Below are 14066 nucleotides of genomic sequence, written 5' to 3' on the forward strand. Positions count from 1 at the left end.
TATGCAAATCGTAGCACAAATTGTATTTCTAATTGCCCTTGTTTTTGGTGTTTCTTTTTTTGTAAGGAATATCAAAAGGATGCTTAGAAATATAAAATTAGGGAAAGCCATAGATCGATCAGATAATCCATCAGAGCGTTGGTCTAAAACCTTAAGAATAGCCTTTGGCCAAAGTAAAATGGTTAGAAAACCTGTTTCAGGATTTCTTCATGTAATTGTTTATTTAGGCTTTGTAATTATAAATATTGAAGTCCTGGAAATTATTATCGATGGCCTTTTTGGGACACATCGTGTACTTTCTTTTATGGGCGGATTTTACAATGCGCTTATAGGAATTTTTGAAGTTTTAGCTTTATTGGTTTTTGTGGGGGTTATCATTTTCTGGATTCGAAGAAACGTACTTAATATTTATCGGTTTTTATGTAGAGAATTAAAAGGCTGGCCTAAAAACGATGCCAACTATATTCTTTATTTTGAAATGGTATTAATGACGCTTTTCTTAGTAATGAATGCGGCAGATTATCAGCTTCAGCTTAACGGTGCTGCACATTATGCGCATGAAGGCGGAATTATAGGTGGTTTTCCTATAAGTCAGTTTATTGCGCCGCTTTTTGAAGGTATATCCAACAGTACTTTGATTATTATCGAAAGAGCAACCTGGTGGTTGCATATCCTCGGAATTTTATTTTTCCTGAATTACTTATATTATTCAAAACACTTACATATTCTTTTAGCTTTTCCTAATGTGTATTTTTCTAAGTTGAAGCCAAAGGGAGAGATGGATAATCTTGAAGCTGTTAAAAATGAAGTAGCACTAATGATGGATCCTAATGCCGATCCTTTTGCTGCACCAGCTGAAGGGGAAGAAGAAGGAGAACCAGAAAAATTTGGAGCTTCAGATGTGATGGATCTTAACCAGGTTCAGTTATTGAATTCTTATACCTGTACCGAGTGTGGACGTTGTACGGCCGAGTGTCCTGCTAATCAAACCGGTAAGAAATTATCTCCACGTAAGATCATGATGGATACCAGGGATCGTCTTGAAGAGGTAGGAGAAAATATCAATAAAAACGGCAAATTTGAAGATGATGGCAAGCAATTGCTAGATGACTATATTTTAAGGGAAGAGCTTTGGGCATGTACAACCTGTAATGCCTGTGTAGAAGCCTGCCCGGTAGGTATCGATCCGCTTTCTATTATTTTAGATATGCGTAGATACTTGGTTATGGAGCAAAGCGCCGCTCCTAATGAGTTAGCAGTTTCGTTAACTAATATTGAAAATAATGGTGCTCCCTGGCCTTATAATCAAATGGATCGATTAAACTGGGCAGAAGAAAATTAATTGAAATTATAGAATTTTAGACTATGGCAGAAGCGATTAAAGTACCAACCATGGCAGAATATATGGCTGAAGGTAAAAAGCCTGAAGTGCTGTTTTGGGTTGGCTGTGCAGGAAGTTTTGACGATCGTGCCAAAAAAATAACCAAGGCTTTTGTAAAGCTTTTAAATGAAGCAGGAGTAGATTTTGCAGTTTTGGGTACAGAGGAAAGTTGTACTGGAGATCCTGCAAAACGTGCCGGGAATGAGTTTACATTCCAAATGCAAGCTGCAATGAATATCGAAGTTTTAAATGGCTACGAGATCGAAAAAGTAGTTACGGCATGCCCTCACTGTTTTAATACCATTAAAAACGAGTATCCTTCTTTGGGCGGGAATTACCAGGTAATGCACCACACTCAATTTTTAAAATCTTTGCTGAATGAAGGAAGATTAAAAGTTGAAGGTGGAAAATTTAAAGGTAAGCGTATCACTTTTCACGATCCTTGTTATTTAGGAAGAGCTAATGGTGAATACGAAGCGCCTCGTGATCTTCTTAAGAAACTGGAAGTAGAGCTTATCGAAATGCGCAAATGCAAAAGCAATGGATTATGTTGCGGTGCAGGTGGCGCACAAATGTTTAAAGAGCCAGAGCCTGGTAATAAAGATGTAAATGTTGCCCGAACGGAGCAGGCTATGGAAACAAAACCAGAAGTTATTGCTGCAGGCTGCCCTTTTTGTAACACGATGATGACAGATGGTGTTAAAAGTAAAGAAAAGGAAGATAGTGTAGCTGTAATGGATGTCGCCGAAATGATCGCTAACGCCAAGGATCTTTAATTCAGATATTTAAAAAATAAAATCCGTTAAAGCTGATTTTGTATGAAATTTGGCAGTTTTTTTGCGACTATATTTTATGCAAATAAGCTTTAAATAATAAAATTACCACCACAATATGTTAGTACCTTTTGAATCCTTACCAGATAATTCACGAGTGTGGATTTATCAATCAAATCGTTCTTTTACAGATGAAGAACTAGTTGAAATTAAACAAAAATTAGATGAATTTTTAACCCAATGGACGGTACATGGTGCCAATCTTCAGGCGGGTTATGAGATAAAATATAAAAGGTTTATCACTATAGGTTTAGATCAGGAAGTTAATGCAGCTTCAGGATGTTCAATAGATGCTTCAGTTCACTTTATTCAAACGCTTGAAAAAGAATATAATGTTGATCTTTTAGACAAGATGAACGTTTCTTTTAAACAAGGTGAATTTGTAGCTTATAAACCTTTAGCAGATTTTAGAAAATTAGCTAAAAATAAGTCGGTTTCGTCTAAAACAATCGTCTTTAATAATCTTGTAAATAACAAAGCTGAATATCTTTCAGATTGGGAAGTTCCTGCATCAGATAGTTGGCACAAGAGATTTATGAGCTAATGATGTTAAGAGCCAGTTTTAGGTTATTCTTACCAACATTTTTATTTCTATTTATTTTTAGTGCAGCTGCACAAAAGCAAACTACTCCAGATCCATTAGTAACTAAGGATAGTTTAGCTCAAAAAAAATGGGTAGATAGTGTTTATTCCGGTTTTTCTTTAGAAGAGAAATTAGGCCAGCTTTTTATGGTCGATGTGTTTTCTAACGGGAGTGAAGCTGGAATTCAAAAAGTAAAAGACTTAATTTCAGAAAATCATATTGGTGGTGTGATTTTCTCGAAAGGTGGTCCGGGGAGAGAAGCCAAAATTACCAACGAATTTCAGGAATTAAGTAAAACACCTCTTTTGGTGGGAATGGATGCCGAATGGGGTTTGGCAATGCGCTTGGATTCTACTTTTGCGCTTCCATGGAACATGACGCTGGGTGCGATTCAGAATAATAAATTAATTGAAGAAGCCGGTGCGGCAATTTCCAGGCATACCAAGCGATTGGGAATTCATATTAATTTTGCTCCGGTAGTAGATATTAATACCAATCCGCTTAACCCAATTATCGGGAATCGCTCTTTTGGAGAGAATAAAATAAATGTTACTGAAAAAGCACTTGCTTTTATGCGAGGGATGCACCGTGAGGGAATTTTATCGAGTGCCAAACATTTCCCGGGACACGGCGATACAGATCAGGATTCACATAAAACTTTACCATCAGTAAATTTCCCTAAAGAACGTATAGAAGGTGTAGAGTTATATCCTTACAGAGAGCTTATTAAAGATAGCCTTAGCAGTGTGATGGTGGCGCATTTAAATGTTCCTGCTTTAGGTACCCAGGAAGGCAGGCCAACATCACTTTCTAAAAAAGTTGTAACAGAAATGTTACGTGAAAATCTACAATTTAAAGGACTAATTTTTACTGATGCCTTAAATATGCGTGGCGCATCTAATTACGATGAGCCTGGCGAAATCGATCTGGCGGCCTTTAGAGCAGGAAATGATATCCTATTAATTTCTGAAGATGTTCCAAAATCGATAGATAAATTGAAGTCGGCTTATCTTTCAGGTGAAATTACTGAAGATCGTTTGGCGCATTCAGTAAAAAAGATTCTGAAAGCAAAGTATAAAGCAGGTTTACATCATTACAAACCTGTGGCCGAGCGATTTCTATTTGAAGAGTTAAATAGTGTTCGCGACGATGCTTTATACGAGCAATTGATGGAAAATGCCATGACTTTAATAAGAAATAATAAAGGAATGGTACCCGTTAAAAACCTGGAAGATCAAAAAATCGCTTATGTAGAACTGGGTGATGATGATGGTACAGCCTTTCTTCAGCAATTAAAGAAATATGCAAAAGTAGATCATATTTCCGCAGAAAAATTACCCGACCTTTTATACAAACTTAAAGATTACAATTATGTAATTGTTGGTTTTCATAAAAGTAACGACAATCCTTGGAAATCGTATCGATTTAGTAGTAAAGACCTATTATGGTTACATGAAATTTCTAAAGAAAACAACACGCTTTTATCGGTCTTTACCAGCCCATATTCACTTTTAGATATACGTAGTACTACAAATATTCAAAGTGTTTTGGTAGCCTATCAAAACAGTGATGTAGCACAGCGAAAAGCCGCTCAGGTTATTTTTGGAGCTATACCGGCAAGAGGAAAATTACCGGTGAGTACAGGCTTAGAATTTCCTGAAGGTACGGGTTACGATACCAAAGCTATAGAGCGTTTAAGTTATGGCGGGCCAGAAACGGTGGGAATGAATTCTTTTAAACTGAAGAAAATAGATTCTATCGTTAATTATGCCATTGCTAAAAAAATGACTCCGGGTGCGCAGGTTTTGGTAGCAAGAAAAGGCAAGGTGATTTATAATAAAAACTTTGGATTTCATACTTACGAGCATATAAAACCGGTTAGTGATACTTCGGTTTACGATTTAGCCTCGCTTACCAAAATTTTAGCCACGCTTCCATTGGTGATGGAGCAGGTAGAGGAAGGTGTTATTAGTTTTGATACGAAATTGGGCGAAATGATGCCTGTTTTTAAAGGAACCAATAAAGAGAATATAAGTCTGCAGGACATGTTAATGCATTATGCACGTTTAAAAGCCTGGATTCCTTTTTATGTTCCTACGATTGATGCCGTAACTAAAAGTCCTTCTAAACTTTATTATCACGAAGCTGCAGACGAGCGTTTTAACACGCAGGTGGCCGAGCATATGTTTATTAGAGAAGATATGCAGGACACCATTATAAATATCATTGCTGAAAGTGATCTAAACCGAAGAAAAGAGTATAAGTATAGCGACCTGCCATTTTATATTCTGAAATATTATTTGGAAGGTTATTATAAAACCAACTTAAATAGTTTAACTCAGGATCGATTTTATAAATCTTTAGGAGCAAATTTTACGGGCTATTTACCACTTACCAGGTTTCCTGTAGATGAAATTGTGCCGACTGAAAATGATAAGTTATGGCGTGGGCAGTTAGTTCATGGTTATGTTCACGATCAGGGAGCGGCTATGCAAGGAGGTATTGGTGGCCATGCAGGATTATTTAGTAATGCTAACGATGTTGCAAAAATAATGCAGGCCTATTTACAGGGAGGTTCCTACGGAAATGAAAAATTTTTAAATCCTGCTACGATTGAAAAATTTAATACCTGCTATTATTGTGAAGAAAATGTAAGGCGTGGTGTAGGTTTCGACAAACCCCAAATAAAAGGCAGCGGCCCGGCATGTTCCTGCGCTTCTAAAAGTAGTTTTGGACATAGCGGATTTACCGGAACCTTTGCCTGGGCAGATCCCGAAGAAGAATTAGTGTATATCTTTTTATCAAATAGAGTATATCCAGATTCTACAAATAGAAAGCTGATTTACGAAGATATTAGAACAAAAATACAGCAGCTAATTTACGATGCTATCGATTATTAAGGAAAACTGCCTGAAAATGATTAAATTGAATCGGTTATCGCCGGTTTTAAAAACGCATTAATGAGAATAGCAATTGTTTGTTATCCCACCTTTGGTGGAAGTGGAGTAGTAGCTACAGAACTTGGGCTAGCGCTTTCCAGGAGAGGTCACGAAATTCATTTTATTACCTATAAACAGCCGGTAAGATTAGATCAGCTTTCCAGTAATGTGAAATTTCACGAAGTTCATGTTCCTAAATATCCTCTTTTTCATTACCAACCATACGAGCTAGCTTTAAGTAGTAAACTGGTTAATATGGTGAAATTGCATGATATAGAAGTTCTTCATGTGCATTATGCCATTCCGCATGCCTATGCCGGTTATATGGCTAAAAAGATGTTAGAAGAGCAGGGAATTCATATTCCAATGGTTACTACTTTGCATGGTACAGATATCACTTTGGTAGGAAATCATCCTTTTTATAAACCAGCAGTAACTTTTAGCATTAATGCCAGCGATATGGTGACTTCGGTTTCTGAAAGTTTAAAGCAGGACACCTTAGATCTTTTTGAAATTAAAAATGATATTAAGGTTATTCCTAATTTTATAGATGTTTCCAAATATCAGCAAAAAGGTTTTAAAGATTGCCAGCGAGAAATGATGGCCGAGGGAGACGAAAAGATTATTACCCATATTAGTAACTTCAGAAAAGTAAAAAGAATTCAGGATACGGTTAAGGTTTTCTATGAAATTCAGAAGAAAATAAAATGCCGTTTAATGATGGTAGGAGAAGGACCTGAAAAAGAAAAAGCTGAAGATCTTGTCGATGAGTTGGGTATTCAGGATAAAGTGATGTTCTTAGGGCAAAGCCACGAGATAGATAAGATTCTATGTTTTTCAGACTTATTTTTATTAACCTCTAAACGTGAAAGTTTTGGTTTGGCAGCCCTGGAAGCAATGATTAATGGAGTGCCAGTGATCTCTACAAACACAGGCGGACTTCCAGAAGTTAATGAGCAAGGTGTTTCAGGATATTTATGTGATGTTGGAGATGTAAAAGGAATGGCAAAAAGGGCACTTTCGATATTAAGCGACAATCATACGCTTCAAACTTTTAAACAAAATGCTCGTAAGGTTGCAGAGCAATTTGATATAAACCAAATCGTCCCGATGTACGAAGATTTGTATACCGAGCTTTTAGAAAAAAGCATAAAAAAAGTGGAAAGTTAACTTTCCACTTTTTTTATATAAATTTTCAGCTGATTTTAGAATTGATATCTTAATCCAATTGCAAAATCTGGTGAAAAATCGTCTATTGCTCCGTAATCATTGTGAAAGCCTAATTCTGGTCTTAGATCCAGGGATAACACTAAAGGAATATCAAAATTATATTCAACCCCTATATCACCCGCTAATAGAATATAAGCACCATCATTATAATAAGGCTCAAAACGATCGTCGTCTAGATTAGCAATACCAGCACCAGCACCAACAAACCAGTTAAAACCACCTTCGATATTCCAAACCCATTGGTATAAACCTACAAGTTTTACGACATCATAGTGTTTGTGGTTTCTCCAACCTAAATCGAATTCTAATCTGTTATTGTTACTACCTACGGCTCTTTGATATGAAATTTCTGGTCCAAATCCATCATTTCCACCAATTCTAAGTCCTAAAGCGTTATCAGCGATTTCCTGTGCATTTCCGTTCGTAAAAAATGCTGAACCTAGGGCTACCATTGCCATTACTAAAAACTTCTTCATATTTTAATTTTATTGATTTAAAAGCAAATTTAGTTTTTGAAATAATTCCAAAAAGCTTCTGCACGCCAATCTATTGTTAATTATCTTTAAAAATCTGTTAAGCTGTTTAAGCTATTTTGTGTACTTTTAAAGGCTGTATGGAAAAGAATCTTCAGCAATTAGCAGCGCGACTAGACGGCCAGTTATTCGATGATAAATTATGGCGTTCGATCTATGCGACAGATGCATCGGTTTATAGAGAATTACCTTTAGCAGTTTGTTACCCAAAGAATATTAAGGATATAAAAGAACTTATTCTTTTTGCAAAAGAGAATAACACCTCATTAATACCAAGAACAGCCGGAACTTCTTTGGCTGGGCAGTGTGTTGGTACCGGTATTGTAGTAGACGTCTCTAAACATTTCACAAAAATTTTAAGTGTAGATACTCAAAATAAAACGGTGACCTTGCAACCCGGGGTGATTCGTGACGATCTAAACCGAATGCTGAAGGGACATGGTCTTTTCTTTGGCCCTAATACCTCGACCTCTAATCGTTGTATGGTTGGCGGAATGGTAGGAAACAACAGTAGTGGAACCACGTCTATAAAATACGGAACGACTCGCGAAAAAACAGTTTCCTTAAAGACGATTCTTAGCGATGGAAGTGAAGCTGAATTTAAAGCGATCACTAAAAAAGAATTTCAGGAAAAGCTGAAATTAGAGAATTTAGAGGGAGATATTTACAGAAACATTTTTGAGATCCTTTCTTCTGAAGAAAATAAAAAGGAGATCATCAAAGAATTTCCTCCACGAGAATTACATCGCCGTAATACAGGCTATGCGATAGATGAATTAATTTATTCTGATGTTTTTTCTGAAGATTCAGAAGAGCTGATCAATATTTGTCATCTTTTGGCCGGAAGTGAAGGAACTTTAGCTTTTACAACAGAGCTAACTTTACAATTAGATGATCTACAACCACCTGAAGCAGCCATGATTGCTTCACATTATCGCAGTATCGAAGATTGTTTACAGGATGTAGCATCTACAATGGAACATTCATTATTTACCTGCGAAATGATGGATAAAACCATTTTGGATTGTACCAAGCAAAACATAAAATATCGCGAAAACAGATTCTTTATTGAAGAGGATCCTGAGGCTATTTTAATGTTAGAAGTAAGAGCAAATACGGCAGACGAACTTCAGAAGAAAACTCAGGCGTTATTGCAGACTCTTGAAGATAATGGAATTAGTTACGCTAACCCTATTCTGCATGGCGAGCAGATAAATATGGCTTCAGAATTAAGAAAAGCGGGATTAGGTTTATTAGCAAATATCGTTGGTGATAAAAAAGCGGTGGCCTGTATAGAAGATACTGCCGTTGCTTTACCTGTGCTGGCAGATTATATTAATGAGTTCAGCCAGATCATGAAATCGTACAAGCAAAATGCTGTGTATTATGCTCATGCTGGTGCTGGAGAACTTCATTTACGACCAATTTTGGATCTTAAGAAAAGCGAAGATGTCGCGCTTTTTAGAAAGATCACTACAGATGTGGCGAAATTGGTGAAAAAATACAATGGTTCTATGAGTGGTGAACATGGCGATGGCCGTGTTCGAGCCGAATTTGTAGAAATGATGGTAGGATCTAAAAATTATGCGCTTTTAAAACAAGTGAAAGCAGCATTTGATCCTAATAATATCTTTAATCCGGGGAAAATTATTGATGCTCCGGCAATGGATACCTCATTGCGATATCAACCAGACCGAGTTGAGCCAGAAATAAAAACCTTGATGAATTTTGACGAAAATCAGGGAATATTACGTTTGGCCGAGCAATGTAATGGAAGCGGAGATTGTAGAAAATCTCCTGAAAGTGGTGGTACGATGTGCCCAAGCTATCGCGCTACGAAAAATGAAAAAGACACCACAAGAGCAAGAGCAAATACTTTACGGGAGTTTTTAACCAATTCAGAAAAAGAAAATAAGTTTAGCCATAAAGAAATTAAGGAAGCTTACGATCTTTGTTTAAGCTGTAAAGGCTGTAAAAGTGAATGCCCAAGTAGTGTAGATGTTGCTGCTTTAAAAGCAGAGTTCCAATATCAATATCAGAAAGAACATGGCTTTTCGACTAGAAGTAAAGCTTTTGCAAATAATGGCAAAATGAATAAAATGGCTTCTAAAATTCCTGGTGTAGCCAATTTTATGTTTACCAATAGCTTTACCTCTGGAATGGCAAAAAAAGTGATGGGTGTTGCCCCGCAGAGAAGTCTGCCACAATTATCCAAAACCACTTTAAAGGCCTATTACGAAAAAAATAAAACACGACTAGAACCTCAAGATTCGATAAAATCTGTCTACTTTTTTAATGATGAATTTACCAATTATCTAGATGCTGAAATTGGTATCGATGCTTTGGAGTTATTAAGTAAGCTTAATTATAAAGTGATCTTTGTAGATCATGAAGAAAGCGGTAGAGCGCATATTTCTAAAGGGTTTTTAGAAGAAGCTAAAGAAATGGCCAATAAAAATGTGGCTATATTTAGTGAATTGGTTTCTGAAGATGCTCCGCTAATTGGTTTAGAACCTTCAGCAGTGCTTACATTTAGAGATGAATATTTACGTTTAGCTGATGATAGAAAAAAGGCTTCAGATTTATCCAAAAACAGCTTTATTATTGAAGAATTTCTGAAAAAAGAAATCGCTCTGGGGAATATCAAGAAAGAGCAGTTTACTTCCGAAGAGAAAAATATAAAAATCCACGGGCATTGCCATCAAAAGGCATTATCGAATACCGCGGTGACTTTTGATATTTTAAATCTACCTGAAAATTATAAGGTAACGATCATTCCATCGGGTTGCTGCGGAATGGCAGGTAGTTTTGGTTACGAAAAAGAGCATTATGAAGTAAGTATGGCGGTAGGGGAGCAGACTTTGTTTCCAGCAGTTAGAAAAGCTCCTGAAGAAACCATAATTTCAGCGAATGGAACCAGTTGTAGACACCAGATCTATGATGGTACAAAACGCCAGGCACAACATCCTGTTAGTATTTTACTAAATGCGCTAAAGGCCTGAAATAATTTATAATTTGAACATAAAACCCTGGTAAATTTATTTGCCAAGGTTTTTACGTCAAGATTGTTTTGGATTACCAGAGTCTTTAAAAACACTCTGATGATATCAGATAGTTTATTGGTTGCTTTTTCTTTGCTTCCATTTTCTACGCCATAATAAAAAGGCTGCTAAAATCAATAATATTGGCCAGATGCTAAGTAATAAAAGGAATATTTCGGTAATGATATTCCAGCCTGTTTTTAAGGATTCTTTGGCTTTTGTGAAAAATCCCTTTTCAAAAGTTTCCGGTTCTTTTTCAAAATCTACTTTTTGATAAATTTCAAGATTAATGGTGCTTTGGCTTACTTTATCCTGTAAATAACGTAATCTACCTTCTTTGGCTTCAATTTCTTCGGTAATTTTCCTAATCGCATCTTCTGCAGCGATCACATCTTTTATTTCGCCAGATCGATTTCTAAGAATATCAATATAACGCTCTCTAACTTCTTTTTTGGTTTTTAGGCGTGATTCTATATCTATAAATTCTTCTGTAACATCGTTCGAGTTTATTTCTACTCTTCTAATAAAGGTGGAAGTCCCTTTTAGATCGTTAATGAGCTTATTGAAATTCTCATTATTTACCCTAATTGTAATATTATTAGAAATTTGGTAGTTGGTGCTGCTTAGATTCATACGAGATATAAAGGCCTCGTATTTAGCACATAAATTTGAAATGTCTTTTGTAGATTCATCGACATTTTTAACCTGAAATTCGAGGTTTGCATTCCAAATTATTCGGCGATCTGTAGGGTTTTCGGGTTTTTTAAGATCAAAATTGCCAGCGGTTTCATTGCTTTCCATTTCCTCGGTTAAAGAAACATTGTCCTTGCTGTCATCATAACAGGAAACGGCAAAAAGTAGCATCAGGATAATAATACTAAGCTTTTTCATATTATAAAATTCAGATTTTCAGTATTGTATAACATCTATAAACGTTACATTTTATAGTTATGATATTGAATGATGTATAATTTTTTCTGAAAACCGAAAAAAAGTATCGCTATTTTATCGAATATCAACCACCTGCACGTCTTTCGATATCTGAATTTCCAGATCGCTGAGATCTTACTTTTAAATTGTCATTTCCAAATTTGTAACTAACGCTTAGCCAGAATTGGCGGGTGTCGTAAAAGTTTTTAATTTCCTGCGTCACTCCGTTGATTACCGCACTTCTTCGGTCTATCGCATTTCTAAAAAGATCTTCTCCTCGTAAACTAATATTTAGGTTTTTATCTAGAAGTAAAAACTGAAGAGAAACCCCTGTAGCACTTTGTGCTTCGGTTTCAAAAATGCCGTCAAAACCTGCAAATTGATACCAATAATTTAGTCCGGCGATAATCGTCTTTTCAGCATTTAGATTAAAATCGTTATTTGTGCTTATGCGGCTGTTAAAACCATTACGATCTGGCTCTGGAGCAGTTAAATTAAATGAAGCTTTAGAATAACTAATATCAAGATTGTTAACGCTGCTCCACCAGTTTAAAGTATTCCATGTATAACTTTCTGAGATTCCAAAAGCTTGTCTATCAATATAATTTTCATAACTAAATACACTAAAATTTTCATCCCTATCGGGAACAGGAATTTCAGCATAAGCATCAACTTCTTTGGTAAAATATAGACGGGTTACCAGGTTTTTATGGATAATATTCAATTCAACATTATCAATAAATGCAGGCTCTAAATTTGGATTTCCGGAGTAAAATAAATTCGGACTCCTATAATATTCATAGGGATTAAGCTCATAAAAATCTGGCCGCTGAATTCTACGACTATAACTAGCAGAAAAATTAGTTTGGTTATCTAGGTTGTAATTGATGTAAAGGCTAGGGAAAAGGTTGGTGTAAAGATCGTATCGGTTAACATTTGGTAGAATAGAATGTGCATCAATTTCTGTACGTTCTAAGCGAAAACCTAGTTGTGCCGACCAGCGTTCTCCAAAATTTCGGGTTCCAGAAATATAAGCTGCGGCAATATTTTCTTTATACTGAAATGGCAAAGGATAAGTATCCATTAAAGTTGTAGGATCTTCTATTGGCCTTAATATAAATCCCGGGCTAAAAGAACTAATATCACTTGAAATGTCTGAAAAATTATACTTTGCACCAAAATCAAGATTAATCCATTTTAGTGGATTTTCGACATCGATTTTAGCCGAATAGATATTAAAATCATTTACGTTATTGTTGTAAGAAAAGAAATATCGTCGCTCATTTTCTTCATCTAATCCCTCTATTTGCTCGCCATTATAAAATTTTGTGTCCCTCGTTGTGATTATTTAAATAATCGAGATTAATGATCACTCTTTTACCCAGAGTATCCAGATTTATCTGGCTATTTAGATTGACTTTGTGCAGCCTGGGATGTTGTGGTTCCTGGCCGTTAGTTATTATAGTCACATCTTCGTCATTCTCTCTGGATATTCGCGTCTCTGGCCTGGTTAAAATATCTGCTCTTGTTGTGTTAAAAAAATATTGGCCGCCTATTTGCCAATTTTGGTTAATCTCGTAGCCAATTTCTGCGGAAGCTACCTGGCCTTCCAAATCGATATCTACTGGAGTTTTTATTGCTGAAGTTTCTTCGCGATACCTTGTATTTAGATCTTCCTGAAGCAGAATTTGATGTTTTATAAATCCAAGCCGGCCAGAAAATGTAAGTTTGTCTTTATTATAATTAAAGTTTGCTGAAGTTCTATAATTTGGTTTTGTGCGCTGAATAAAAGTTCCTTTAAGTTGCGCATTCCAGGAATCGTTTTTAGACTTTTTAAGCACAATATTTATGAGTCCGCTATTTCCTTCAGCTTCATATCTAGCCGGGGGATTGCTAATTACCTCAACACTTTTTATGCTTTCAGAGTCGATACTTTGCAGGTAATTTATAAGATCCATTCCGGTAAGTTGCAGCATTTGCTCATTAATCATCACTCGCATACTACCTTTACCGATCATCGTAATTTCATCATTTTCAACACGAATGCTCGGAGTGATCTTTAGAACTTCAATTACGTCTCCTTGTGAAGCTTTGGAGGAATTAGCGACGTTAAAAACGAGTCGGTCGATCTTTCTTTCTATCAGTTTTTTTCTAGCCGTTAAGATCACCTCATCTAATTGCTGAGAATTCTTAACACTAATCGTTTCCAGATCGAGATTAGAAGTTTTTACATTAATTTTTTTCGTGTAAAGTTTGTTACCTACATAAGAGATTTCGAGTATATATTCCCCTGGAGAGATATTTATACTGAAATTTCCATTTTCATCGGTAACTGTTCCGGTAAGTTCTCCTGAAGTAATGGGTTTTAAAACAACCTCAGCAAAAGCTAGTGGAGATTGTTGCTGATTTTCGATAATTTTACCGGTAATTTCTTGTGCTGAAGAAGTGGTGAACAAAAACGCGAATAATACAACTAAAACTAGTCTCATTGATGAAATAGAGAATTTTGAGAAATGTTGTTTTCTAATCCCTTATTATGGATTTAATAAACAAAGGCTTAGCTCGAAATTAAAAAATACTTTCCTATTAATATCTC

General features: G+C 35.9%; 10 protein-coding genes. 6 read left to right on the top strand and 4 right to left on the bottom strand.

The window, feature by feature from the left end; genetic code table 11:
• The first annotated feature begins 1 nt into the window (after position 1).
• The 5 genes from IIF7_RS05365 to bshA all read left to right on the top strand — a co-directional run bounded on the left by IIF7_RS05365 (position 2) and on the right by bshA (position 6906).
• The gene (locus tag IIF7_RS05365; protein WP_084840654.1) at positions 2–1342 is read left to right on the top strand and encodes a (Fe-S)-binding protein; all 1341 of its coding nucleotides are present in this window, start codon (positions 2–4) and stop codon (positions 1340–1342) included.
• Between the two features lie 23 nt (positions 1343–1365).
• Complete coding sequence (locus IIF7_RS05370; RefSeq protein ID WP_084840655.1) at positions 1366–2157, top strand: (Fe-S)-binding protein; 792 nt, start codon at positions 1366–1368, stop codon at positions 2155–2157.
• A gap of 115 nt (positions 2158–2272) precedes the next feature.
• Positions 2273–2758, top strand: coding sequence for an ABC transporter ATPase (locus tag IIF7_RS05375; RefSeq protein ID WP_084840656.1), 486 nt, complete (start codon positions 2273–2275; stop codon positions 2756–2758).
• Between the two features lie 2 nt (positions 2759–2760).
• Positions 2761–5697 (top strand): glycoside hydrolase family 3 N-terminal domain-containing protein, encoded by a 2937-nt coding sequence (locus IIF7_RS05380; protein WP_084840799.1) that lies wholly within the window; start codon positions 2761–2763, stop codon positions 5695–5697.
• 60 nt (positions 5698–5757) lie between these two features.
• Positions 5758–6906 carry an N-acetyl-alpha-D-glucosaminyl L-malate synthase BshA gene (gene bshA, locus IIF7_RS05385; RefSeq protein ID WP_084840657.1) on the top strand — a complete coding sequence of 383 codons (1149 nt, stop codon included), beginning with the start codon at positions 5758–5760 and terminating at the stop codon, positions 6904–6906.
• Positions 6907–6941: 35 nt separating this feature from the next.
• Here bshA and IIF7_RS05390 read toward each other — a convergent pair whose 3' ends face one another.
• Positions 6942–7442, bottom strand: coding sequence for a hypothetical protein (locus tag IIF7_RS05390; RefSeq protein ID WP_084840658.1), 501 nt, complete (start codon positions 7440–7442; stop codon positions 6942–6944).
• A gap of 137 nt (positions 7443–7579) precedes the next feature.
• Here IIF7_RS05390 and IIF7_RS05395 point away from each other — a divergent pair, with 137 nt between their 5' ends.
• Positions 7580–10501 (top strand): FAD-binding and (Fe-S)-binding domain-containing protein, encoded by a 2922-nt coding sequence (locus tag IIF7_RS05395; RefSeq protein WP_084840659.1) that lies wholly within the window; start codon positions 7580–7582, stop codon positions 10499–10501.
• A 114-nt stretch (positions 10502–10615) separates the two neighbouring features.
• On the opposite strand, the gene IIF7_RS05400 is transcribed toward IIF7_RS05395, so the two are convergent.
• The 3 genes from IIF7_RS05400 to IIF7_RS05410 all read right to left on the bottom strand — a co-directional run bounded on the left by IIF7_RS05400 (position 10616) and on the right by IIF7_RS05410 (position 13959).
• Positions 10616–11431 (bottom strand): DUF4349 domain-containing protein, encoded by an 816-nt coding sequence (locus IIF7_RS05400; RefSeq protein WP_084840660.1) that lies wholly within the window; start codon positions 11429–11431, stop codon positions 10616–10618.
• A gap of 124 nt (positions 11432–11555) precedes the next feature.
• Positions 11556–12818 (bottom strand): outer membrane beta-barrel family protein, encoded by a 1263-nt coding sequence (locus IIF7_RS05405; protein WP_084840661.1) that lies wholly within the window; start codon positions 12816–12818, stop codon positions 11556–11558.
• Complete coding sequence (locus IIF7_RS05410; protein WP_084840662.1) at positions 12787–13959, bottom strand: TonB-dependent receptor; 1173 nt, start codon at positions 13957–13959, stop codon at positions 12787–12789. Before IIF7_RS05410 ends, IIF7_RS05405 begins: the two co-directional genes overlap by 32 nt.
• Positions 13960–14066: the final 107 nt, after the last annotated feature.

The sequence above is a fragment of the Zunongwangia atlantica 22II14-10F7 genome (assembly GCF_002094855.1).
Lineage (GTDB): Bacteria > Bacteroidota > Bacteroidia > Flavobacteriales > Flavobacteriaceae > Zunongwangia > Zunongwangia atlantica.